General features: G+C 60.8%; 24 protein-coding genes. 8 read left to right on the forward strand and 16 right to left on the reverse strand.

Translation table 11 applies throughout. The annotated features are described in order from the left end of the window. Window positions 1-181: 181 nt before the first annotated feature. A complete protein-coding gene (gene ltrA, locus ABDB81_RS16410) occupies window positions 182-1,906 on the reverse strand; it encodes a group II intron reverse transcriptase/maturase (RefSeq protein ID WP_029051481.1) in 1,725 nt (574 codons plus the stop codon). Between the two features lie 1,346 nt (window positions 1,907-3,252). Between ltrA and ABDB81_RS16415 the strand changes: the two genes are divergently transcribed. The 5 genes from ABDB81_RS16415 (at window position 3,253) to ABDB81_RS16435 (ending at window position 7,869) form a co-directional block, all read left to right on the forward strand. Continuing rightward, the gene (locus ABDB81_RS16415; RefSeq protein ID WP_137923983.1) at window positions 3,253-3,642 is read left to right on the forward strand and encodes an Mth938-like domain-containing protein; all 390 of its coding nucleotides are present in this window, start codon (window positions 3,253-3,255) and stop codon (window positions 3,640-3,642) included. Window positions 3,643-3,838: 196 nt separating this feature from the next. Further along, window positions 3,839-4,300 carry a peroxiredoxin gene (locus ABDB81_RS16420; RefSeq protein ID WP_137923982.1) on the forward strand — a complete coding sequence of 154 codons (462 nt, stop codon included), beginning with the start codon at window positions 3,839-3,841 and terminating at the stop codon, window positions 4,298-4,300. Between the two features lie 392 nt (window positions 4,301-4,692). Beyond that, window positions 4,693-6,390, forward strand: a complete 1,698-nt coding sequence (locus ABDB81_RS16425; protein WP_346812132.1) for a PhoH family protein — start codon at window positions 4,693-4,695, stop codon at window positions 6,388-6,390. Between the two features lie 138 nt (window positions 6,391-6,528). Then, window positions 6,529-7,131, forward strand: coding sequence for a hypothetical protein (locus tag ABDB81_RS16430; RefSeq protein ID WP_346812133.1), 603 nt, complete (start codon window positions 6,529-6,531; stop codon window positions 7,129-7,131). A gap of 75 nt (window positions 7,132-7,206) precedes the next feature. Next, a complete protein-coding gene (locus ABDB81_RS16435; RefSeq protein ID WP_137923979.1) occupies window positions 7,207-7,869 on the forward strand; it encodes a C40 family peptidase in 663 nt (220 codons plus the stop codon). Window positions 7,870-7,923: 54 nt separating this feature from the next. On the opposite strand, the gene ABDB81_RS16440 is transcribed toward ABDB81_RS16435, so the two are convergent. The 8 genes from ABDB81_RS16440 to ABDB81_RS16475 all read right to left on the reverse strand — a co-directional run bounded on the left by ABDB81_RS16440 (window position 7,924) and on the right by ABDB81_RS16475 (window position 13,839). Continuing rightward, a complete protein-coding gene (locus ABDB81_RS16440) occupies window positions 7,924-8,931 on the reverse strand; it encodes an inorganic phosphate transporter (RefSeq protein WP_137923978.1) in 1,008 nt (335 codons plus the stop codon). A 13-nt stretch (window positions 8,932-8,944) separates the two neighbouring features. After that, window positions 8,945-9,571, reverse strand: a complete 627-nt coding sequence (locus ABDB81_RS16445; RefSeq protein ID WP_137923977.1) for a DUF47 domain-containing protein — start codon at window positions 9,569-9,571, stop codon at window positions 8,945-8,947. A 169-nt stretch (window positions 9,572-9,740) separates the two neighbouring features. Beyond that, entirely contained in the window at window positions 9,741-11,132 is a 1,392-nt protein-coding gene (locus ABDB81_RS16450; RefSeq protein WP_137923976.1) for a replicative DNA helicase, read from the reverse strand. A 131-nt stretch (window positions 11,133-11,263) separates the two neighbouring features. Next, entirely contained in the window at window positions 11,264-11,716 is a 453-nt protein-coding gene (rplI, locus tag ABDB81_RS16455) for a 50S ribosomal protein L9 (RefSeq protein WP_137923975.1), read from the reverse strand. 30 nt (window positions 11,717-11,746) lie between these two features. Then, complete coding sequence (gene rpsR, locus ABDB81_RS16460) at window positions 11,747-12,025, reverse strand: 30S ribosomal protein S18 (protein ID WP_137923974.1); 279 nt, start codon at window positions 12,023-12,025, stop codon at window positions 11,747-11,749. Window positions 12,026-12,028: 3 nt separating this feature from the next. Further along, a complete protein-coding gene (gene priB, locus ABDB81_RS16465) occupies window positions 12,029-12,328 on the reverse strand; it encodes a primosomal replication protein N (RefSeq protein WP_137923973.1) in 300 nt (99 codons plus the stop codon). 20 nt (window positions 12,329-12,348) lie between these two features. After that, complete coding sequence (gene rpsF / locus ABDB81_RS16470) at window positions 12,349-12,726, reverse strand: 30S ribosomal protein S6 (RefSeq protein ID WP_137923972.1); 378 nt, start codon at window positions 12,724-12,726, stop codon at window positions 12,349-12,351. A gap of 114 nt (window positions 12,727-12,840) precedes the next feature. Further along, the gene (locus ABDB81_RS16475; RefSeq protein WP_346812135.1) at window positions 12,841-13,839 is read right to left on the reverse strand and encodes an asparaginase; all 999 of its coding nucleotides are present in this window, start codon (window positions 13,837-13,839) and stop codon (window positions 12,841-12,843) included. A 214-nt stretch (window positions 13,840-14,053) separates the two neighbouring features. On the opposite strand from ABDB81_RS16475, the gene lexA reads away from it, so the two are divergent. Both lexA and ABDB81_RS16485 read left to right on the forward strand, forming a co-directional pair. After that, window positions 14,054-14,710, forward strand: a complete 657-nt coding sequence (gene lexA, locus ABDB81_RS16480; protein WP_160472539.1) for a transcriptional repressor LexA — start codon at window positions 14,054-14,056, stop codon at window positions 14,708-14,710. A 170-nt stretch (window positions 14,711-14,880) separates the two neighbouring features. Next, window positions 14,881-15,051 (forward strand): hypothetical protein, encoded by a 171-nt coding sequence (locus tag ABDB81_RS16485; RefSeq protein ID WP_171020329.1) that lies wholly within the window; start codon window positions 14,881-14,883, stop codon window positions 15,049-15,051. A 1,001-nt stretch (window positions 15,052-16,052) separates the two neighbouring features. Here ABDB81_RS16485 and ABDB81_RS16490 read toward each other — a convergent pair. Beyond that, window positions 16,053-17,048, reverse strand: a complete 996-nt coding sequence (locus tag ABDB81_RS16490) for a hypothetical protein (protein WP_346812137.1) — start codon at window positions 17,046-17,048, stop codon at window positions 16,053-16,055. A gap of 990 nt (window positions 17,049-18,038) precedes the next feature. Here ABDB81_RS16490 and ABDB81_RS16495 point away from each other — a divergent pair. Then, entirely contained in the window at window positions 18,039-18,344 is a 306-nt protein-coding gene (locus ABDB81_RS16495) for a hypothetical protein (RefSeq protein WP_346812139.1), read from the forward strand. A 42-nt stretch (window positions 18,345-18,386) separates the two neighbouring features. Here ABDB81_RS16495 and ABDB81_RS16500 read toward each other — a convergent pair whose 3' ends face one another. The 6 genes from ABDB81_RS16500 to ABDB81_RS16525 all read right to left on the reverse strand — a co-directional run bounded on the left by ABDB81_RS16500 (window position 18,387) and on the right by ABDB81_RS16525 (window position 22,030). Continuing rightward, a complete protein-coding gene (locus tag ABDB81_RS16500; RefSeq protein ID WP_346812141.1) occupies window positions 18,387-18,659 on the reverse strand; it encodes a hypothetical protein in 273 nt (90 codons plus the stop codon). A 140-nt stretch (window positions 18,660-18,799) separates the two neighbouring features. After that, a complete protein-coding gene (locus tag ABDB81_RS16505) occupies window positions 18,800-19,216 on the reverse strand; it encodes a hypothetical protein (protein ID WP_346812143.1) in 417 nt (138 codons plus the stop codon). After that, window positions 19,213-19,701 (reverse strand): lysozyme, encoded by a 489-nt coding sequence (locus tag ABDB81_RS16510; RefSeq protein ID WP_346812144.1) that lies wholly within the window; start codon window positions 19,699-19,701, stop codon window positions 19,213-19,215. Before ABDB81_RS16510 ends, ABDB81_RS16505 begins: the two co-directional genes overlap by 4 nt. Then, the gene (locus ABDB81_RS16515; RefSeq protein ID WP_346812145.1) at window positions 19,698-19,943 is read right to left on the reverse strand and encodes a hypothetical protein; all 246 of its coding nucleotides are present in this window, start codon (window positions 19,941-19,943) and stop codon (window positions 19,698-19,700) included. Before ABDB81_RS16515 ends, ABDB81_RS16510 begins: the two co-directional genes overlap by 4 nt. A gap of 64 nt (window positions 19,944-20,007) precedes the next feature. Continuing rightward, entirely contained in the window at window positions 20,008-21,717 is a 1,710-nt protein-coding gene (locus ABDB81_RS16520; RefSeq protein ID WP_346812147.1) for a hypothetical protein, read from the reverse strand. Beyond that, a complete protein-coding gene (locus tag ABDB81_RS16525; RefSeq protein ID WP_346812149.1) occupies window positions 21,710-22,030 on the reverse strand; it encodes a hypothetical protein in 321 nt (106 codons plus the stop codon). Before ABDB81_RS16525 ends, ABDB81_RS16520 begins: the two co-directional genes overlap by 8 nt. Window positions 22,031-22,038: the final 8 nt, after the last annotated feature.

Here is a 22,038-nt window from a genome sequence, read left to right on the forward strand (position 1 = left end):
CAAGCTGCCCGTCCCGGAGGCAGCGGTATTGGGAATCTTCTGGATTGTCCTGGGTGTCTGGCGGCGCGTATCGCCGTATGGCGTGGCGAGCGTGGCAGACCGGGAGGGTAGGGTAGGAGAACGGTCATTACTGACCCCCTCCCCCCTAAGAACCGTACGTGCGAGTTTCCCCGCATACGGCTCAAGCCTCTACAAAGTATATGGACGAATCATACACCGGCTTCACAGCAACTTGGCCGTGGAAATGGACTTGAATATGACAATCGGGGTGCACCAGAACGCGGTTCCCTAGAGCATCCGAGCCCCCGGATACCCGAGGTTCGATGTGATGGTCATCCCATCCTGTTTCTTTGGTAATCTTGCTCTGGCATACCGCACACAAGCCCCGCTGGGACATGAACAGCTTTGCCCACTGCCTTCGGTACGACATGCTTTCTGCCATACGTTCCTGCCGCAGCGTCTCGCCATACATTTCCTGCGCTGGGTCGAAGGGATGGTAGTCCCCGCGAACCTTCTTGTGCCTCCGGATAGGCGTACTCGGCATCGAATACAGTTCCATCCAGTAGCGCTCACCCGCCCTATTCCACATCGTGGCACCGAACACCCAGTTCCGGTTCCCAACTGAGGCGAAGTATGTCCTTCGCACCCACTCGGTATCCTTCCTTCGGTGTCGCCGCTTTGCCCACCTCCATAGAGACCTAAAAATCAGATGCTCCATGTGGGCGAACATCGCTTTCGCAACCACTGGGCTGTGATACTGCGCCCAGCCCCTCAGCATCGGGTTCAACGTCTGGATTAAATCTGCCGTCCGTTTCCCCCTATGTGTCCCGATGACCTCCTTGACCTTGCGATAGAACGCTTGCGCGTTTTTCTTGCTCGGTTTGATGAGCAGCGTTCCCGAGTATTTCCGGAAATTCCACCCAAGAAAGTCAAAGCCGTCAGCGATGTTGACGATTCGTGTTTTCTCCGTGGAGAGCGTCAGTCCCCGTGTTGCTAGGAACTGCTCTACCCACGGCTTCACTTCGTGCTCCAAAACTTCCGGCGTGTTGCCGGTGATCACAAAGTCATCCGCGTACCGTACGACGTTCACTTTCAGCTTCTTCGTGTTGGCAACGCCCAGTCTTGCCCGCAAGGACTCGATCAGTTGTTGCTCCAACCCGTTCAGTGCCACATTTGCCAAGGTCGGGGAAATGATGCCCCCCTGTGGTGTTCCAGCGTCGGTCGCCTGAAACTGGCCCTGAAAGACCACGCCAGCTTTCAACCACTTCCGTAGGATTGCTTTATCCATAGGGACATTGCGCTCCAGCCAGTCGTGGCTGATATGGTCAAAGCACCCTTTGATATCTGCTTCCAACACCCATTGAGCCGAGGCTTTCTTGGATAGGGAAACAAACAGCTGGGACATGGCATCCGCAGTAGAGCGATTGATCCGAAACCCGTAAGAGTTCGGGTCGCTCGTTCCTTCGGACACCGGTTCCAGCGCCAGCAGATACAGCGCCTGCATGGCCCGGTCGTGCATGGTCGGAATGCCCAGAGGGCGTTCTTTCCCATTTGCCTTGGGGATGTACACCCGCCTTAACGGCAGCGGGCGATACCCCCGGCGCTTCAACCTCCCAATGGCTGCCCATCGGGCTTCAGGTGAGTCCCACTCGACGCGGTCGACTCCCGCCGTCCGCGCTCCTTGGTTCATCGCCACTCGTCGTACCGCCGATGCTTTGGCGGAAAACGAGCGGGTCAGAGATCGTTGCAAGGCTTTCACCCTGCGCCAATCCCCTTCCTGTGTTGCCTTCGCAATTCGAATCTGCATTGCCCGAACATTCCGGTCGACGCGGCGCCAGTTGATGTCGCCCCATCGCTGCGGGATGCCGGAGGGCGCAGATTCATCCTCTCGGATCAATGCTTCCATGCTGCTCTCCTATCTTGAGGACTTCCCCAAACAGCAGAGACAACATGCCCCCTTGGGGGCATGTCACCCCCCAAAGGGAAGAAAATTAAACAAGCGAGTTCAGTCAGCCGTCTTGCGACGAAAGACCAGTTGGAAGTCTGCTCGCTTTCGCGTGGGATGATGTTTCAACCCCTATCCGGATCATTACAACCCGGCGTTCGCTTTCTCCAACCTCCCATACCCGCACAGCCAACAGCGTCCCTTGCGGTTCGCCTGCCAGAGCCATACGGCGCTCCGGCAGCCATACGGGCTTACCACGTTCCCTGCGCATTACACGACTGGCTTAGGGCCTGCCTCTTCGCCGGTGATCTATCTAGCGACGTACTCCGACTTTCGAGCGGAGCATCCGATCACGTACCGTTTGGTTAGTGCCTATCAGCAGCTTTGGCACCGCCTTATTTACGACGTTTATCAGCAGTTCACTTACATTACCCATACCAGTCAGCCTGGCTCCTTGACCCCATTGCTGCTCGGAGTCTCTGCGAACCTATCTCACGACAGGGACGCACCCTTACAGGGGCTACGTTGTCAGGAGAGCTTCACACCCCACCGTTACCAGTGACGCATGTCTCCCTAGGCTACTGCTAGTCGCATAGCAGGTTCTCTATCGAGGCACCCTCGCGGGTGTATTCGACCGAACCATAACGCGCAGAGCTATCGCTCCGGGAACCTCACTTCATTACTTCAGTGCCTCCGTGCTGGCAGGCGCTTGACGACAGACGGGCTCTTGCGAGCGCATGGCCTGCGTCCCAAAGAACGTAGCGCCGACCCTATTGGGCCGGTTTAAATGCTATGTAGCGAACACGCAGCGAAACTGCTGCTGCATGTCCACCCGCACCCTCCGGGGAGCGTGCGTACTGCAAAGACACCTGCCCAAAGGCAAGCGTCCCCGCCTTTGGGCAATGGCTGGAAATCCATCCAGCAAATAGCAAGCTGCGAGTTAGCGGATACGCTGGCCTTCCCACAACACATGGACTCGCTCCAACCTTGCGGCTGGGCTTGTCAAAGCAAGAAATGGCTGAGATGGGACGGTTCAGGCCGAGGCCTTCCCCTTGTCTCAGCAAAGGTCGATGCTCTATTGAGCGTGCTCTTAACGATGAGCTACCGGACACGAAGAGTGCGTGTCGCACCAAAAGCTATAAGATATCGGATTATGACAGACTTCGGCATGGATTCTTGCATCGCAGCGTACCTTCCGGACCACTGCGCGCACGATCCTGCCACGAACCCGCCGCGCCCTCCCTTCCCTGGCGCTTCCGGCGAGCCTCAGGCCTCCCGGATGCAGCGCGCGGCACGAGGCCCCCGTCTTGAAACTCCACGCAGATTCCCCCCAGAACCTCAATACCGTGACCAGCTACGGTCCCGGCTATGTCGAAATCAACGCCGTGCGGCATGAGCAGTCGGTCCTTGTGCTGCCCCAGGGTGATGTCGAACCCTGGCCCGTTGCGCGGTTCGAGGATCTCGAACCCGCACACTTCGAGGCCCTGCTCGAAAAAATGCCAGAAGTGGTACTACTCGGCACTGGCCAGAAGCTGCGCTTCCCGCATCCCCGCCTGACTGCCGCCCTGGCGCGCCGGCATATCGGCGTGGACGCGATGGACTTGCAGGCGGCGTGCCGTACCTACAATATCCTGATGGCCGAGGGTCGCCGCGTGGCCGCCATCCTGCTGGTGGAGGATGCCGCGCCGCAGGGGTGATCGCGCGGTCCACTATCCATGCTTGACGGCCACGCCGTCTCGCGGATTGAAGACCGGTGGTTACAGGTTACGCCCGCGCCACGCTTGAAGTCTGGCTGACTGCCCCAATCTGCACCCGCCAATGGCGCAATCCCGGCGCAAGACCGGGGTGCTGCCGACACCGATGACGCACACGCCCTCCAGGAGAGCCACCAGCATGACCGTCAGTCTCAACAAGGCCGTTCCCGACTTCCAGGCTCCCGCTACCGGCGGGGACTTCCGGCTGGCCGACCAGCGCGGCAAGTCCGTGGTCCTGTACTTCTACCCGAAGGACAATACGCCGGGCTGCACCACTGAGGCCATGAACTTCCGCGACCAGCACGAGGCATTCGAGGCGGCTGGCGTGGCGGTGTTCGGCATCTCGCGCGACAGCCTGAAGTCGCATGAGAATTTCAAAACCAAGCTCGAACTCCCCTTCGAACTGATTTCCGACGGCGACGAGGCCATCTGCAATATCTTCGACGTCATCAAGATGAAAAAGATGTATGGCAAGGAAGTGCGCGGCATCGAGCGCAGCACCTTCATCCTCGACGCCAAGGGCGTGCTGCGTCACGAACTGCGTGGCATCAAGGTGCCGAACCACGTGGACGAGGTACTGGAGATCGTCAAGGGATTGTGAGGCCGGCGTGACAGTGGAACCGCTGAACCGCCAATCCAGTTGCGTGCCCGCTACGCCCCTCAGTCCGATTGCCAAACGGAAAACGTTCGGGTAGATTTGGACGCAATGCGTTCAGATCCCAGTTGCCACACTGTTGAATCGTACCGGCCCATCAGGTTGAGTCCCAGGGCTGGTAGCGGACCTGCCGTGTCGTGGGTCCGCGAAAGAAGCCGCCACACCTGTTCTTCAGGCCTGGCGGCTTTTTTGTTTGCCCGTCTTCATGCACGATCCATCGCTTTCCCGCTCACCCTTCCTCAACCTACTCACCTCACGGTTTCCCGGCTTCCTGCCGTTCGCTGGTCGTACGCAAGCTTTTTCTCGCCCCCGTTAGCCCCCTGAAAGGAACGCCAAGCATGCCGCTGCCTACCATGCCCGCCAAGCCTGCCCAACTGCTGGACCCGAGCGAATTCGCCCCGGTCACACTACCCAAGGCCAAAGCAGCGCAGGGTAAGAAACCTGTGCCGGCCCTCGAGCGTGTGGCTCTGCTCGAGACCGGCGACTCCCAGGCACCCGCCACCCGCGCGCGCGCCGGCAGCACAACACGCGCCAAGAAAGCGGAAACACCGGCTCCGGCCACCACCGCGCCGGCAGCACCCGCTGTCAGCCTGGTCAAGCCGGCTGCCGGTCCCACGCGCCGCGCACGCAAGGACACCGGTCCGAGCAAGCTGTTCGTGCTCGACACCAACGTGCTGATGCACGACCCTAGCTCGCTGTTCCGCTTTGAAGAGCACGACGTCTATCTGCCGATGATGACGCTCGAGGAGCTCGACAATCACAAGAAGGGCATGAGCGAAGTCGCGCGCAACGCGCGGATGGTCAGCCGCACGCTCGACCAACTTGTGGGCGGCACCGATGGTGTGCTCGACGAGGGTCTGCCGCTGGCCGGCCTTGGCAATCGCGACGCCGCAGGCAAGCTGTTCTTCCAGACGCGGCTCAACGAGATCAAGTTGCCCGAGGGGCTGCCGCAAGGCAAGGCGGACAACCAGATCCTGGGCGTGGTCAGCGCGTTGCAGCAGCAGTTCCCGGAGCGCCAGGTCGTGCTGGTGTCGAAAGACATCAACATGCGCATCAAGGCGCGTGCCCTGGGCCTGCCGGCCGAGGACTACTTCAACGACCAGGTCCTGGAAGACAAGGACCTGCTGTACTCGGGCGTGATGCAGTTGCCCAACGACTTTTGGGCCAAGCACGGCAAGGGCGTGGAAAGCTGGCAGGACCCGAAGTCCGGCACGATGTTCTATCGCCTGACCGGCCCGCTTGTACCGTCGTTCCTGGTCAACCAGTTCGTCTACCTCGAGCCGATGGACGGCAGCCTGCCGCTCTACGCGCAGGTCAAGGAGATCAACGGCAAGACCGCCCTGCTTCAAACGCTGAAGGACTACACCCACAACAAGAACAACGTGTGGAGCGTGGTCGCCCGCAACCGCGAGCAGAACTTCGCACTGAACCTGCTGATGAGCCCCGATGTCGATTTCGTGACGCTGCTGGGCCAGGCCGGAACAGGCAAGACGCTGCTGGCACTGGCATCGGGGCTGGAGCAGGTGCTCGACCAGAAGATCTACAACGAGATTATCGTCACGCGTGCCACCGTGCCCGTAGGTGAGGACATCGGTTTCCTGCCGGGTACCGAGGAAGAGAAGATGCAGCCCTGGATGGGCGCGTTCGACGACAACCTCGAAGTCCTGCAGAAAAGCGACGACAGCGCCGGCGAATGGGGTCGCGCGGCCACGCAGGAACTGATCCGCTCGCGCATCAAGGTCAAGAGCATGAACTTCATGCGCGGCCGTACCTTCGTGAACAAGTTCGTCATCATCGACGAGGCGCAGAACCTGACGCCGAAGCAGATGAAGACGCTGGTCACACGGGCGGGTCCGGGCACCAAGATCGTCTGCCTGGGCAATATCGCCCAGATCGACACGCCCTACCTGACCGAAGGTTCGTCGGGCCTGACCTACGTGGTAGACCGTTTCAAGGGATGGAGCCACAGCGGCCACGTGACGCTGGCGCGCGGCGAACGCTCGCGCCTGGCAGACCACGCCGCGGACGTGCTGTAGCGTTCATCGGAACACAATTCGACTGGCAAACCCATCGGCCGGCCCATGTTCCATGGCCGGCCGATGTTCCTTTCGCATAGTGTGGCGCCTCCGGCCGCGTCGGTCTCCGACTGACAGCCGGCGCTGCACGGCCCGGCTATGATGGCCGGTGTGTCCATGTCGATATGGGAGGCGTCGATGATCCGACAACAATCATTCAGCAGATACCTGTCGAGTAACAGGACGCTGTTTTCCCGCCGCGCCAGCAACACGCGGCGTCGGCGTATTGCGGTGGCCACGCTGGTGGGCGCCACCGTCCTGCTCGCCGCCGCCCTGCAACCGGCCAAGGCGGCGGAAGGCCCGGCGAGTGTGCCGGGTGCCGCCAGCGCAGCGAGTGCGGCTCCGGCACCCGCGGCGGCAAACACGCCCGCCGTGGCGGAAGAAATGGTGATCCGCACGATGGGTCCGGTTAGCTATGTCTGCGGCGGTATTGCGGAAGACCAGCGCGCCAAACTGGCCGAGAAAGAAAAGAACTTCAATATCGGAATCCTGTTCTCGCAGGGCGCCAACAGCGAGTTCATCGCCGATGTTGACGTAAAACTGACACGCGACGGCCAAACCGTTGCCGAATTCCGGGCGGGCGGGCCGCGCTGCCTCATACGTGCGCCAGAAGGCAGCTACAATATCGAGGCCCGTTACAAGGGCCAGCCCAAGACTATCAAGGTGAGCACCGGCACGCGCAACGCGCAACTGCGTTGGTAAATCGACGCAGGTAGTCGCGCAATTCGCTCTCCACGTCGCATCGAGGCTGGTCCGGCTTTTCGATCGACAGGAAGGATGCCGCCCCGCCCGCTCTCACCACCCGCTCCACATGCACACGCGTTTTCACGATCACGCGCTGCGCTGAGCGCGCTGTGCGCCAGCGCCTTGTTGCTGGCCGCCTGCGCAGGTGGCCCGCCGGCACGCCAGACATCATCCCTGCCCCGCACCCCAGGCAAGCCGATGATCGACCCCAGCGCCGGACTCGAGGAAATATCGATTCAGGCGATGTCGCTGGTCGGCACGCCTTATCGCTACGGCGGCAACACCCCCGATTCAGGATTCGATTGCAGCGGCCTGGTCCGTTATGTCGTGTCGCGCGCCGCCAACGTCAACCTGCCCCGCACCACGGATCAGATGGGCCAGCGCGGCACATCGCTGGATCGCAGTCAGGTGGCGTCGGGCGACCTCGTGTTCTTCAACACGACGGGGCGCGCGAACTCGCATGTTGGCATCTACGTTGGCCAGAACCGCTTCGTCCACGCACCCGCTACCGGCGGCACGGTGCGGCTCGAAGACATGGGCAAGTCATACTGGGCTTCGCGATACAACGGCGCGCGTCGCGTGGTGGCTGTGAGCAATCTGCCGATGACGCCCACGCCGATCCCAGCCGCCCCCGTCACCCCGACTGCACCTCCACCGGAAGACGACGACCCCATCGCGGCCTTTGCCCGCCAGTAAGTAAAAAAGCCAGGCGCGATGCCTGGCTTTTTTATCGGATCGATCCCGCCGATCTCACAGGATCTGCTTGCCTATCCACCAGGCAATTGCCGACATGAATGCCGATGCCGGAATGGTCAGTACCCAGGCCCAGACGATGTTGCCTGCCACACCCCAGCGCACGGCCGACATCTTCTGCGCCGAACCCACGCCAACGATGGCGCCGGTAATGGTGTGCGTGGTCGACACTGGCACGCCCAATGCCGAGGCAATGAACAGCGTCAGCGCACCCCCCGTCTCCGCACAGAAACCACCCACCGGCTTGAGCTTGGTAATCTTCTGGCCCATGGTCCGGACAATTCGCCAGCCGCCAAACAGCGTACCGAGGCCGATGGCCACGTAGCAGCTCACGATCACCCACATCGGCGGCTCACCGCCAGAGGCCACGTGGCCGCTCGCGATCAGCAGCATCCAGATGATGCCGATGGTCTTCTGCGCGTCATTGCCACCGTGACCCAGGCTGTAGAGCGATGCCGACACCAGTTGCAGGCGGCGGAACCAGCGGTCCACGCGTGACGGCGGCGTGCGGAAGAACGTCCAGCTCACGATCACCATCATGATCGAGCCGAGCAGGAACCCCAGCAGCGGCGAGATCAGGATGAAGGCCACGATCTTCAGCAGCCCATTGCCCACCAGCGCTCCGGTGCCGGCCTTGGCCACCGCGGCGCCCACCAGGCCACCGATCAGCGCGTGCGACGACGACGAAGGAATGCCGTAGAACCAGGTGATGACGTTCCACGCGATGGCACCGACCAGCGCCCCGAATATCACGTAGTGATCGACGATCGCCACATCGATCGTCCCGGTGCCGACTGTCGCCGCTACCTTCAGATGGAAGATGAAGATCGCCACCACATTGCACATGGCCGCCATGGCCACTGCATGGTGCGGCTTGAGCACACCCGTGGAAACCACCGTGGCAATCGAGTTGGCCGCGTCGTGGAAGCCGTTCATGAAGTCGAACAGCAACGCGAGCGCGACCAGCAGGCCGATCACCCACAAGCTCATTTGTATAGTTTGCATGCCGGTGCGGTTCTCAGGCGTTTTCCAGGACGATGCCTTCGATGATGTTCGCCACGTCCTCGCACTTGTCGGTAATCGACTCGAGCTGTTCGTAGATCGCCTTCAGCTTGATCAGGCGCTTGACGTCGGTTTCCTCGCGGAACAGCTTCGACATCGCAGCGCGCATCACACGGTCCGCTTCCGATTCGAGCTGGTCGATCTGCTGGGCCGTCTTCAGGATGGTGCTGGCATTGCCCATGTCTTCGAGCAGGGCCACCGCGATCTTGACCTGGTCGCAGCACTGCACGCAGATCCGGGCCAGGTGGCGCGCTTCATCGGTCAGGTGGGTCACGTCGTAAAGCGAGATCGTTTCCGCCACGTCTTCCATCAGGTCCAGGATGTCGTCCATGGTCGTGATGAGCTTGTGGATCTCGTCGCGGTCCAGCGGCGTGATGAAGGTCTTGTGCAGCAGGTCGATCGTGTCGTGCGTGACGCGGTCAGCCTTTTTCTCCGTGGCTTGCACGCGGCGGGCATGGGCTTCGGCGTTGGGCAGGTCGTTGACCAGCGCTTCCAGCTCGTGCGCGGCGGTCACCGCACAGTCGGCATGCTGGTTGAAGTATTCGAAGAACTTGCCCTCCGTGGGCATGAATCGACCGAACATGAAATGTCCTTGTGGCGCGCCTCACGGCAGCGCTCGGTTGTGTGGCAAATGGGAGCGGAGCAATCGCACAACAGCCGCCTCGTGGGCGGCTGTCATCAAAGCGCAATATTTTACAGGGTTGCACCGCATGTAGGTGTAACCCCTACGGTGAATATCGCTCAGGTGTCGCTCAGTTGTCGTTATCGAAGAACGCCGGACCGCCGCTGAAGTTGTCGAACTTGGTGAACTGGCCCAGGAATGTGAGGCGAACGGTACCAATCGGGCCGTTACGCTGCTTGCCGATGATGATTTCGGCCGTTCCCTTGTCCTGCGAGTCGGCGTTATAGACTTCGTCGCGGTAAATGAACAGGATCACGTCGGCATCCTGTTCGATGGCGCCCGATTCACGCAGGTCGGACATCACCGGGCGCTTGTTCGGCCGTTGTTCCAGGCTTCGGTTCAGCTGCGACAGGGCGATCACCGGACAGTTGAGTTCCTTCGCCAAGCCCTTCAACGACCGCGAAATCTCGGAGATCTCGGTCGCGCGGTTCTCCCCGCCGCCGGAACCTGACATCAGCTGCAGGTAGTCGATGATGATCAAGCCTAGCTGCCCGCACTGGCGTGCCAGGCGGCGCGAGCGCGCACGCAGTTCCATCGGATTCAGCGCCGGCGTCTCGTCGATGAACAGTTGCGCATCGTTCATGCGTTGGATCGAATGCGTCAGACGCGGCCAGTCCTCGTCGAGCAGACGACCGGTACGCAGGCGGTGCTGGTCCAGGCGCCCGACCGAGCCGAGCATACGCATGGCCAGTTGCACACCCGCCATTTCCATCGAGAACACCGCGACGGGCAGGCCTTGTTCCACGGCCACATGCTCGCCGATGTTCAGCGAGAACGCGGTCTTACCCATCGACGGACGACCTGCCACGATGATCAGGTCACCGGCCTGCATACCGCTGGTCATGCGGTCGAGGTCGATGAAGCCCGTGGGCACGCCGGTCACATCCGTGGAGCTGTCGCGATGGTACAACTCGTCGATACGCTCCACCACCTGCGTCAGCAGCGGCTGGATTTCCTGGAACCCCTTCTGGCCACGCGACCCCTCTTCCGCAATCGCAAAGACTTTCGATTCAGCCTCGTCGAGCAGCTCGCGCACCTCGCGCCCCTTGGGCGCGAAGGCCGCAGACGCAATGTCGTCGGCCACGGTGACCAGCTTGCGCAGCACCGACCGCTCGCGCACGATTTCGGCGTAGCGGCGGATATTGGCGGCGCTCGGCGTGTTCTGGGCCAGCGAGTTCAGGTAGGCCAGCCCACCCACTTCCTCGGCCTTGCCAGACACCTGGAGCATCTCGAACACCGTGATCACGTCCGCCGGCTTGGTGGCGGAAATCAGGCGGGCGATGCTCTGGAAGATGAGGCGGTGATCGAAGCGGTAGAAATCGGCTTCGGAGAGAAAATCGGCAATACGGTCCCAGGCGGCATTGTCCAGCAACAGGCCACCGAGTACCGATTGTTCGGCCTCGATCGAGTGCGGAGGAACCTTGAGACTGTCTAGTTGGGGATCTGCGGCGGGCGCGTTCATGGGGGGCAATTATAGCGGCGGGAGCCAGGCACGAAGCCGGGCCGCAAACAAAAAAGGCAGGAGCGCTGGCCCCTGCCTTTTCGTGCATCGGACGCACCGGCCAGGCCGGCACATCGTTTGCCAGGTACGACTTAGACGTGTTCGCCCAGGACGGACACGTTGATGTCGACCAGCACGTCGGTGTGCAGTGCCACGCCAACGGTGTAGTCGCCCACCAGCTTCAGCGGGCCGTTCGGCAGGCGGACCTGCGACTTCTCCAGCTTGAAGCCTTGGCCTTCCAGCGCTTCAGCGATGTCGGCGTTGGTCACGGAACCGAACAGACGGCCGTCCACACCCGACTTCTGGGTGATCTGAACGGTCAGGCCGTCCAGCTTCTGGCCTTCGGCTTGTGCGGCTGCCAGCTTCTCGGCGGCGGCCTTTTCCAGCTCGGCGCGCTTCACTTCGAATTCGGCGATGGCCGTTTGCGTTGCACGGCGAGCGCGCTTGGTCGGGATCAGGAAGTTACGTGCGTAACCGTCCTTCACACGAACGATGTCACCCAGGTTGCCCAGGTTGATGACTTTTTCCAGCAGAATGATTTGCATCGTGTATTTCTCCTTGCGGTCCCGGGACTATCAGTTCTTGTGCAGGTCGGTGTACGGAACCAGCGCCAGGAAGCGGGCGCGCTTGATAGCCGTGTCGAGCTGACGTTGATAGTGAGCCTTGGTACCGGTCAGGCGGGCCGGCGTGATCTTGCCGTTGTCGCCGACGAAGTCCTTCAGCGTGTCCAGATCCTTGTAGTCGATCTGTTCGACGCCAGCCACGGTGAAGCGGCAGAAGCGCTTGCGCTTGAACAGCGGGTTCTGTTGCTGGAAGCGCTTCTTGTTCTTGTTGTCACGTTTGACGAATGCCATGATTCAATCCTTTTCGTATGCTTTACATCGAGTGATGTGAAAGACCAGTGTCTTGCTGTTGCGGTGCTTGCGCGCCAGGAATCCTTCGCAATCGATTACCGCTTCGAGCGGCAATCTGAGCAGTTGCTGGGCGATGGCACCAATGCCCATCGCCACCACTGCGAATTCCACCTGCCGGGGCGTTTCCGCCTCGACGACCTCGCCGCCATGCTGCAGGATGCAGTTGACGACCGGGACGCCTGCCGGCGTATAGCGCAGCGTATCGCGCTCCGCGAGCGTTGCGGTCAGCCGGAGCTGGTTCACCGCGACACTGCCGTCCGCACTCAGGCGGCGGCTTGGCCTTCCGTGGTCGTTTGCGCAGCCTTGCGGGCTTCTTCGCGCTGAACTTCCTTCATCATCGGCGAAGGTGCAGTCTCAGCCTTCTTGGTCTGGACGATCAGGTGACGCAGCACGGCGTCGTTGAACTTGAACGCGTGTTCCAGTTCAGCCAGCGTTTCCTTGCCGCACTCGATGTTCAGGCAAACGTAGTGAGCCTTGGCCAGCTTCTGGATCATGTAGGCCATCTGACGGCGGCCCCAGTCTTCCACGCGATGGATCTGGCCGTTTTGCGACGTAACGAGCTGCTTGTAGCGCTCGATCATCGCAGGCACTTGTTCGCTTTGGTCCGGATGGACGATAAATACGATTTCGTAGTGACGCATTGACGCTCCTTTTGGATGAGCCACCCGGGCGTCAAGTCCGGTGCGGCAAGGTTGAGTAGCCCGCGAGTATAGTACGGAATGGCCGGACCCCGCAAGATTGGGCCTCTGCCCCGATCAATGCGCCGCAAACGTCGCCTGCAGGCGCACAGCGTCACCCGCGAGCCCGGGATCGTTCGCCAGCACCACCGCCAACAACACGCGCGCCTTGTAAGGATTCAGGTCTCCGGCCGATACGAAGAGACCGACAGCCGGCACAGGCTTGCCCGGCATCGTCACATGACCCGCGCCGGTCCGCGAGCTGCGCACGACGGCGACACCACAAGCCGCCGCGTCGGCCAACGCCCCGGCCAACGTCTCGTGGATCGATCCATTGCCAGCAGCGGCCACTACGATCCCTGTCACCCCGGCCGAGACAAGCGCGTCGACCATCACCCTGCCCGGCTGCGCATAGCTCGCCACGACCTCGACGACGGGCCATGATGCCGGCACGGGCAGAGGCTGTGCGAAAGCTCGCGACACGCGCACGAAACGCACGAAGGCATCCTGGACAAAACCCAGCGGACCGGCGGTCGGCGAGCCGAAGGCATCCACCGCCGACGCATGCAACTTGGCCACATCCCGCGCTGCGTGAATCTCCTGGTTCAGTACGACGAGCACACCCTTTCCGCGCGCCTCCGGACTTGCCGCTACCCGTACGGCATCGAGCAGATTCAAGGGGCCGTCCGCAGACAGCGATGTCGACGGACGCATGGCCGCGGTCATCACCACCGGCACCGGACACGCCTGCGTCAGGTGCAGGAACATCGCCGTTTCCTCAAGCGTATCGGTGCCATGCGTGATGACGATACCGGCAACATCCGGCACACCTGACCAATGCTCAACCCGGCACGCAAGCGTCTGCCAAAGGGAGAACGCCATGTCCTTGCTGTCGACCTGGGCCACCTGCTCGGTCTCGATGCGCGCCACATCGGCCAGCGCGGGCAAGGCTTGAACGAGTTGCGATACCGGAACCGTGGCCGCCTGGTAATGCGCACTGCTGGCAGCGCTACCGGACGACCCGGCGATGGTGCCGCCCGTGGCGAGCACGACAATACGAGGCAGGGAAGCTGACATGTTGTTCGAGGCGTGGATTGGCAGGACGTGGGCGGCGATTGTACCCGGCGAACTTCGACTCGAAATGCGCGGCAAACCCGACTGCGAGGCCCGCGAGGAATTTGCCGAGGTTAAGTCCGCTGCGCAAATTGTGCTTGCACTTCACTCGATACTGTATAAAATCACAGCATACTGTTTAAACATACAGTGCCTCGGCACGAGAGACCGGCGAACCATGGCTACCCTGACACCCCGGCAGCAGCAGATTTTCGACCTAATCCGCAACACGATCCAGCACACCGGCTTTCCGCCGACGCGCGCCGAGATTGCTGCGGAGTTCGGCTTCTCCTCGCCCAACTCGGCAGAGGAACATCTTCGGGCGCTGGCGCGCAAAGGCGTCATCGAATTGACGCCCGGCGCTTCACGCGGCATCCGCCTGAAGGTTGGGCGGAGTGATTCGGAACGTCCGGACCAGCTTTCACTGGCCATGGCCGGCGTGCTGCAACTGACGTTGCCATTGGTGGGCCGCGTGGCGGCCGGCAGCCCGATCCTCGCCGCGGAACATATCGACCGGCAGTATCAGGTCGACGCATCGGTCTTCGATGAACGTCCTGACTACCTGCTCCGCGTACGCGGCCTGAGTATGCGCGACGCCGGTATTCTCGACGGTGACCTGCTCGCCGTGAAGAAAGCCAGCGAAGCTGCCAACGGCAAGATCGTCGTGGCACGGATCGGCGAGGACGTCACCGTCAAGCGCTTGAACAAGCGCGGCGACTCGATCGAACTGATTGCCGAGAACCCTGATTTCTCGAACATCGTGGTGCAGTCTGGACGCGATGAGTTTTCTCTGGAAGGTATCGCTGTGGGCCTGATCCGATCGTCAGGCTTCTGATATCCGCCTGGCGCGGTAGCACGACTCACTGAAATACGTCGCCGCTCCGCGCCAAGACCCAGGCAGCACGGCCGTCTGCCCTGGTCACCCGCTTTGCCTTGCCCATGCCGCCCCGTTTCCGTCGAACGAAGGGTGCGGACTCCTGCTGTCGCAAATTTCGAGGTGCTGCCATGCTGCCATCCCTTCCCGTCGCTTCCCGCCGCCCGGTCAAGCCCGTGCCCTTCCGTCAGATCAAGGGCGTACGCGTCTATCAGGGCGCCCAGCGGCGCACGATGGTCGGCAACATGGCCGCCATCTGCCGAATGCTCGAACTGGCAGAACCGTCCCCCAACGGCCGCTAGCCTCCGCGCCGGGCTAATCCCTCGCATCCCTCGCGCGGCAAGCCTGGCAAAGTCTTGAGGACTTTGTAAAAAGTGGAGTTGCAACCTCACCACGTGTAATTAAGGCTACGCTTACATCAGCCGGAAGCGTGGTTAAATTCACTGGCGCGCAATGCATCACTGGCGCAGTCGCGTCATGCGCAGAACCGGACCTTGTCACCCGCCAAGGCCCGGTTTTTTTTGGCATGCGTGTTACCTTGCCACCTCGCCTTTTAAAGCATAAATCAGGCGAATCTTGATGATCGGGGCTTTATGGGATTTTGAGTAAAACGCGGTGTTGGACGCGGCTTGGTCTCCCGCCATCCAAAGATGCATGCCTTACACGCTACGCTGACATGAAGACAGTATCTGCAGCAGGACAGCAATCGAAAGGACAAGAGGCCCAGTTGCCACAAAAAAATTGAAGGCAGGCTTTTCCCTTTTGACACCACAGTGAGGGCAGGTGGGCTCCTCATCATCTATTTCTTTCTGGCATTCGGTGCACGAAACCTGCGCCATTTCAAACCACCTCCTTACCCGGCCGTCATCTGCCGCATCAATCGAAGATGCGGAATACAAGTCCGGATTGATGCCGTGACGAGACATTGGCCACGACGAGTTAGGGGGCGCCTTGAACGGGTAGAACTGGCCGACCGCTAAAGAGAACCAGAAGTGTTGCGACACGCTGGACCACGCGAACGCGACAGCCGGACCAAAAAAGCAAAATAGCCGCTTGGAAGCGGCTATTTTAGAGTAATTCTTTGGGGTGGCTGACGGGACTCGAACCCGCGACAACAGGAATCACAATCTGAGCCATCAAGCCTTATCCGACATACGTTTCCGGGAGATCGTTGGGAATACTGAAGGTCCAAAAACCGCGAAAACTCTCGTGTTTTTTTTGGCGTATTCCCACCAAAACCACGGGCCAACGCGGCCCTTGAAGTCGGCCACCGGATTCATGCACCACCACGGCGCCGCTACGACTACAGCCTGCCGTCGGCAGGCTTCACAGGCTGTTGGGTGGCAGAAATAATGGTGGCAGTCGTGACTTGCCCTTCAAGCTCTGTAGCGTTCACGCTGAGATACACGGGCGATTTACCCCACTCGGCCTGCTGCAGCGCTCGCACATGCTCTCGGTCGAGACTGTCGTCCCTGAATTTAGCCGTGAACTCGCGCCCATCCCCGAGATAGCGCACCTTGATCCGGAACTCCTCTTCCTTGCTGGTATCGACCGAGAGGATTCGGTAGTTGCCGTTGATCTGAATTTCGTTGGACGTGCGTCGCACGGTCGAGAGTACCTGGCGAGCCTCTGCCTGGGTCAACTTGACGCCATTCAGGTCGATCAGGTCCGCATCGGAAATACCTTTCAGCATCGCCATGCTCGTGGACGCTGCGGTTTCTTGAACAACTGCCAGTTTGGGCTGCGCGGCAAGCGCTTCGGTTACCAGGGCCAACCGCGCCGTCTCTTCCTTCGAGAGGTTCACGAGCTTATCCGCCTCAACGTCAAGCTCCTTTTTCTTGAGCTCTTTGTTGGCGTAGTGCTTGTACATGGTCGTAGCCGCCCAGAGAGTAGCTCCGACTACGCCGAGAATGACGATGTGCGAGGGTTCCATTTTCCCAACGAGGCTAGTTACAAGCTTCTGCGCGAAGTCCGAAAGATCGACGGTGACGAGAGAACTCCCCTCCTCCACCTTTGCCTTAAACTCAAGCTCGGCTTTGTCGGCTTCCTTCAAACTGCGCGCGTCGGGCTGGTCGTAGACCAACTGCGCGTACGTCTTGTTGATGCCATGCTGGAGGTCCAAGAGACCCTGCATGAGGCTCGGCGTAATTGTGCTGTGGTACTCATCACCTTTCAAGGTGACTTGCACTCTCGGCCAATCCTGAAATCGCAGGTGAAAGTCTTGCCCGAGTTGCTCTCCCAGCGCCTTCTTCAACAAGTCGAAGGCATCCTTCTCACTATTGACGACAAACTCCGGCACAGCTTCCCCCGTTGAAATTTTTGGCGGAGTATGCCACGTAGTCGGAAAAATTGTGAATTAAGATCCGCTTAAACCAGTGTTCAACGTGAGCGAGAGCTGTTGTCCGGGGCGGGCTATTATACTGTATATTTATACAGTATCCTCTGCATACCCTTGCCACCACGCCTCCACTGGCTTCCTTGCTCTGCGCCGCAGTCGGTCAATCTACGCCAGCCTCCCGCTCCCAGTCGTCACAGACCACCCGCGGACAAGCTCGCCCAAGCCTGCACTCCAGGCGCATTCTCGGGTGAGGGTATTCATAGGGCACACTGACCACCAATCGCGAACACGTGCGACAGGCGTACCGGTCCCAGACAACGTAGGACGGTATGGGCGGTGCAGGCGGCTGGAATCCGGTTGACATGCAAATACTGTATATCCATACAGTATTTGTCGGCAATCGGGACTGACTTGAGAGCGCAGAGAGCGCCGCTCCAAGATCATCTATCGCAAAACCATTCCCATTGGAAAATTTTCACGAATATGTGGTCTTCAAGCGTGCTGCCGTGAACCCTTGAGCCGCCTGTATTTGCGGGAATGTGATCTAAACGCACATGACGGCGAGGCCACTCATGCCGCTTGTCAAGTCTGTTACAACCTCCTGCTTTCACTATACTTAGCCCACACATTTGACTTGAACCACCACATCTAGTGGCATTTTTGGAGAACAAATGGAAAGCACTGTCAGGGCTCGCTGAGCAATCCGCCGCTTGGCGAGCCAAAAAGGAAAGACCCCGATTGCGCCAAATTTGCATAGGCAACGCAATCAGGGTCTTGGGCGGCGTGAGCCTGAGAAAACGAGGCCCCTTACGGGAAGCTTTCGTTCGGGGGCAACCGGACTTCAAGCATCCTCAAACTCTCGGGCTCAATTCTAGAGGTTGTAACGGGTACAGCAAAACCCGGTTACATGTAGAAATCTGGTGGCATTGACACCAAAAGCGAAATTGAGCTATGACCAACTTCACTGTTCGAGTAGTACTCCACGGCGTGGATGACGATGAGTCCGAACTGTACACGGACCTTCACGACCAGATGCGGAAGCAAGGCTTCTCTCGTCAGATCACGCTGAAAAACAGCGGCACTTGGAAGCTGCCGCCCGCCGAGTACAGCAAGGTTTCCGCCGACGCTGGCTCTACTGTGCTTGCAGCAGCAAAGAAAGCCGCACTTGTCGTAATGGGCAGCGAACTCTCATTCTCTATTGTTCTGACGGAGAGCGAGAAGCCGCGTCTTATCCACAATCTCGAACCGGCCAAGTAACCTGCCGGAGAGGCCGTAGCAATCTCGCTACGGCCTCAGGCATTAACGACGCCTCGCCCTGATCTCCTGCTCGATGTCCGCTAGCCTCTTCCCCTGCTCCGCCGCGCGCTCGTCGCGCCAGGCAAAATCCCTCCTGGCATCAGCGGCAGTGTAGCGATCGGACTCCATCCGCTCGATGGTCTTTTTCATCGCTACCATCTCGGTCTTGATCTCGATCAGCGCCGAGTTGGTGGCCTCGCGCTGACCATAGTAGGCTGAGATTGCGGCCACCAAGGCCACCAGCAGCCCCCAGAACGGGATGGTCGGCCGCTCCATTCGCACTGGCAGATGCTCATTCCCCTGCATAGCACCCCTCCCTGGCTGTGATCGCCGCGTCGAGCGCAAGCCAATCGCGTCGGACCTTGTGGTAGAGCTCGGCCGCCGACACATACGCGCGGACCACTGCGCCCATGCTGTCATCGGCCGGTACCGGCAGCTTTTCCGCCGGCAGCTTCCGCAGGCTCGCCGGGATCGGTTGGCACTCTGCCCTCGGCGGCGGCAACGAGGCTGCGCATGACGCCAGCGCCAACGCGGCAATCACGAAACACGGGCTTTTCAACAATTTGCGGCTCCACTTGTTCCCGGATGGTCCGGTAGATGGTGACGATCTTTTCGCGGTCCTCTTCCTTGGCCGCGATGACGTCCTGGTCTTTGGTGACGAGCTGCTTGTTCAGCCTCTCCACTTCCTTGTTGCGCGCGTCGATGCTGGCCTTCAGTTCATTCTGGCCGGCGCGGAAACCTTCGGCATAGATGCTGTTGCGCAGTGCCAGCGCGCCGACCACGACCGCAACAACGAGGCCGACGCCTATGCCGATCTTGAGAAATGGGTTCATGAACGACTCTCCAGGCGCCCCTCGCACATGGCCCTTTCTGTGGCACGTCGAGTGACGAGGCCGGGCAGTTGCCGCCCGCCGGCATACACCCAGCGGGACAGCTCCGCGCAGCCGCCCGCGTAGTCCCCAGCGTTGAACTTGCGTGCCATGGACGACCGGCAGTAGGCCGACGCGCCGACGTTGAACGCGAAGCTGGTGGCAGCCGCCAGACGATACGTCTGCCCCTTCAAGCCGGGGGTGCAGGCCAGCACGCCCTCGGCATGTTCAACCAGATCGCTATCCAGCAGCACTCCGCACTCGGCTGCCGTGTACGGGCGGCCGAGCACGGCCGTTTTGGTATGCCCTGCGCAGGCGGTCACGATGCCGATCGGATCCTTGTAGCCGCGCAGGATCACGCCCTCGAACTTCGGCACATAGGTCAGCAGCAATGCGGCCGCACCTGCGCCAACCGACGCCTGCAGAGTCCGTTTGCCCGCGGTGCTCATTCGTCGGCCTTGCGCGCGTCCTGAATCTCCTGCAGGACGGCTTGCAGGTCAGGCTGCGAGACGACGCGCGCGAACGCCGCAGCGAAGGACACCAGCGCCGCAAGCATCGCGACCATGGCAGGCTTGCCCGTCAGCCACAGTTCGATCCCGGCCTCCGTGCTGGACATCACGCCGGCCAGCAGCGAAAGGCGCACGCTCCACAACTTCGGAAATTGCTTCTTCCAGTCTTCGATGAATTGCATCTGGACTCTCCAAAAGAAAGAAGCCCGCGCGAAGGCGGGCTGTTCGGTTGCTGGGGTGGGTGTGCTACGCCTGCACGGCCTGGTCAGTACTGAATACGCGCCATGTGCCGCCATCGCGGTAGACATAGACGCCTGTGCCGTTGTTGGCCGCCTCGCCCACCTTCCGGCCATTCGACGCAAAAACGATAGACCGATCGTCGTAGTTCGGCAGAGTGGCCACGGTGTACTCCGGCAGGATGATCTCCCGATCGAAGATGGACCGGCCGGCGTAGTAGTTTTGTTGGCCGGCATCGGCCTGCTCAATGTTGCCGATGAACAAACTGCCCAGATCGCCGTTGGCCGCTATCACCTGCACGCTGTTGCTCGTGCGCTGCTGCAAGCTGGCCGCGCTACCTTCCGGGCCAAACAACAGTTGCGCGATGTTCATGATCAGCGCCTTGTCGCTCTCCGACCCACCGTAGGACCGCATGATGAGGCTGGGTACGCCGTTGACAGCTTCGATATAGAACTGCCCGATCATGCGGTGGCTGCGCACGTCGCGGTACTCGGCGGTGCCGAACGTGGTCATCAGGTCCAGCTCACCCAGAATCAGCCCAGCCACGAACCTGTTCGCCGCATCGGCGGGGTGAACCCCATCGCCCTGCCAGCCCAACCTTGTGAGTTCCGCGAAGTCCTTGCACGCGCCGTACCCGTCGAAGTACGCGGATTCGTTGGCGAGTGATTGGGTGCGGAAGATGGTGTTGTTCGCCTGCAGCGCGGCCGCATCCCCGTTATCCGGCAGGCTACCCACCACGATCTTCGAGAACGCTGGCAGGCCAGCGAAGCGGGCGAACATAGCCGGCACGTTGACGGCGGCGTTCTCTTCCTTCGCCTGGACGAACATGAGCTTCACGTTCAGGTCCGTCAGCAGGGCTGAGAGGATGGCCGTGTTGGCGTAGTTCTGCTGGCTCATGATCGAGCCGCCGCGCCCGAACGACATCGGCACGATGCCATACGCCTTGAACAGCCCGCCGCGCAGGTAGACCACGGTCCCAGTGGCCGTCACGCGGATCTTGTACGCCTTGGTCGGGTCGCAGGTGAACTGCACTTTCTGCAACCCGAGCTGAGTGTCCGACAAGCTGACTGTCTGCGTGGCAAGCTGGGCGTCGCCATCGTCCAGGTCAAGCAAATCCACTTTGGCAGACCCCATGCCCGGACCCTTGGCGAGATAGACGCGGGCCGTGGCCCAGCCATAGCTGGCGCCGGCATCCACTCGAAGCGTCGCCGCGTTCGACAGCCGGATGTGGTCGCCGCCCGGTAGGTACGTGAAATCGGCGAAGCCGCCCGTGCCGTCGAATACCGTCTGGCTGATGGGCGCCGCGCCACTATCGAAGAAGGTGCCTGTCAGCACTGGCTGTGACATCCCCGGCACGCCGTTGGCCGTGCCCATCGCCATGCCGCCCTGGCCGTAGCTTTGCAGCAGCAACAGGATGAACTGGCTCCAGACGTGAGACGAGACGGAATCGCCCCAGCACCCTATGCCGATGAACCCGTTCGGGTTGCCCGTGCCCGTAGCGTTGTGGTAACTGGCGAGCGCGGCGTACAGGTCGCGTAGCGTGTGCTTGCCCTCCAGCTTGCTCATGTTGGCGCGAACGTCGCCGGGCATACCGCCTGATCCGGGTTCACCGGGAGCGCCCGGGTCGCCTTTGAAAAACGGCGCGAATCCAACGTCCATCGGCGCTGCATTGGCGCTCACAAGCTTGAGCGAGAGATTGATTGGCGTCAGATCAGGCATGTGTCACGCGCTCCACCACATTGATAGCCTCGGTATTGGACAGCGTCACCTGGCCGGCTGGACTCTGCAGGCGGATGTCCATCACCAGCAGTTCAAGCGGCCACACCGATGATTGCGCGGCGCTGGCGGATAAGGAAACAAGTCCTGTCGCCGCGTCGGCAAACTCTACGGCCAGGTCCTGCACCAGCGTGCGAGTAAGCGCCGTGCGCAGCTGCGCAGCGATACCCCAGCCGGTGAAGTCCATCGCCTCCCCGTTGTTAAGAATCTGACCCGCATATGCGAAGTCCTGGCCGCGCTTGAAGTCTGTGGTCATCTGGGCAC

It is taken from the genome of Cupriavidus sp. DL-D2 (assembly GCF_039710735.1).
GTDB lineage: Bacteria > Pseudomonadota > Gammaproteobacteria > Burkholderiales > Burkholderiaceae > Cupriavidus.

Excerpts from the sequence above, each read along its gene's own strand:
- ltrA (WP_029051481.1), bottom strand. The coding sequence starts at position 1,906 with ATGGAAGCATTGATCCGAGAGGATGAATCTGCGCCCTCCGGCATCCCG.
- ABDB81_RS16420 (WP_137923982.1), top strand. The coding sequence starts at position 3,839 with ATGACCGTCAGTCTCAACAAGGCCGTTCCCGACTTCCAGGCTCCCGCT.
- ABDB81_RS16425 (WP_346812132.1), top strand. The coding sequence starts at position 4,693 with ATGCCGCTGCCTACCATGCCCGCCAAGCCTGCCCAACTGCTGGACCCG.
- ABDB81_RS16430 (WP_346812133.1), top strand. The coding sequence starts at position 6,529 with ATGATGGCCGGTGTGTCCATGTCGATATGGGAGGCGTCGATGATCCGA.
- ABDB81_RS16435 (WP_137923979.1), top strand. The coding sequence starts at position 7,207 with ATGCCGCCCCGCCCGCTCTCACCACCCGCTCCACATGCACACGCGTTT.
- ABDB81_RS16440 (WP_137923978.1), bottom strand. The coding sequence starts at position 8,931 with ATGCAAACTATACAAATGAGCTTGTGGGTGATCGGCCTGCTGGTCGCG.
- ABDB81_RS16445 (WP_137923977.1), bottom strand. The coding sequence starts at position 9,571 with ATGTTCGGTCGATTCATGCCCACGGAGGGCAAGTTCTTCGAATACTTC.
- ABDB81_RS16450 (WP_137923976.1), bottom strand. The coding sequence starts at position 11,132 with ATGAACGCGCCCGCCGCAGATCCCCAACTAGACAGTCTCAAGGTTCCT.
- rplI (WP_137923975.1), bottom strand. The coding sequence starts at position 11,716 with ATGCAAATCATTCTGCTGGAAAAAGTCATCAACCTGGGCAACCTGGGT.
- rpsR (WP_137923974.1), bottom strand. The coding sequence starts at position 12,025 with ATGGCATTCGTCAAACGTGACAACAAGAACAAGAAGCGCTTCCAGCAA.
- rpsF (WP_137923972.1), bottom strand. The coding sequence starts at position 12,726 with ATGCGTCACTACGAAATCGTATTTATCGTCCATCCGGACCAAAGCGAA.
- ABDB81_RS16475 (WP_346812135.1), bottom strand. The coding sequence starts at position 13,839 with ATGTCAGCTTCCCTGCCTCGTATTGTCGTGCTCGCCACGGGCGGCACC.
- lexA (WP_160472539.1), top strand. The coding sequence starts at position 14,054 with ATGGCTACCCTGACACCCCGGCAGCAGCAGATTTTCGACCTAATCCGC.
- ABDB81_RS16485 (WP_171020329.1), top strand. The coding sequence starts at position 14,881 with ATGCTGCCATCCCTTCCCGTCGCTTCCCGCCGCCCGGTCAAGCCCGTG.
- ABDB81_RS16495 (WP_346812139.1), top strand. The coding sequence starts at position 18,039 with ATGACCAACTTCACTGTTCGAGTAGTACTCCACGGCGTGGATGACGAT.
- ABDB81_RS16500 (WP_346812141.1), bottom strand. The coding sequence starts at position 18,659 with ATGGAGCGGCCGACCATCCCGTTCTGGGGGCTGCTGGTGGCCTTGGTG.
- ABDB81_RS16505 (WP_346812143.1), bottom strand. The coding sequence starts at position 19,216 with ATGAACCCATTTCTCAAGATCGGCATAGGCGTCGGCCTCGTTGTTGCG.
- ABDB81_RS16510 (WP_346812144.1), bottom strand. The coding sequence starts at position 19,701 with ATGAGCACCGCGGGCAAACGGACTCTGCAGGCGTCGGTTGGCGCAGGT.
- ABDB81_RS16515 (WP_346812145.1), bottom strand. The coding sequence starts at position 19,943 with ATGCAATTCATCGAAGACTGGAAGAAGCAATTTCCGAAGTTGTGGAGC.
- ABDB81_RS16520 (WP_346812147.1), bottom strand. The coding sequence starts at position 21,717 with ATGCCTGATCTGACGCCAATCAATCTCTCGCTCAAGCTTGTGAGCGCC.
- ABDB81_RS16525 (WP_346812149.1), bottom strand. The coding sequence starts at position 22,030 with ATGACCACAGACTTCAAGCGCGGCCAGGACTTCGCATATGCGGGTCAG.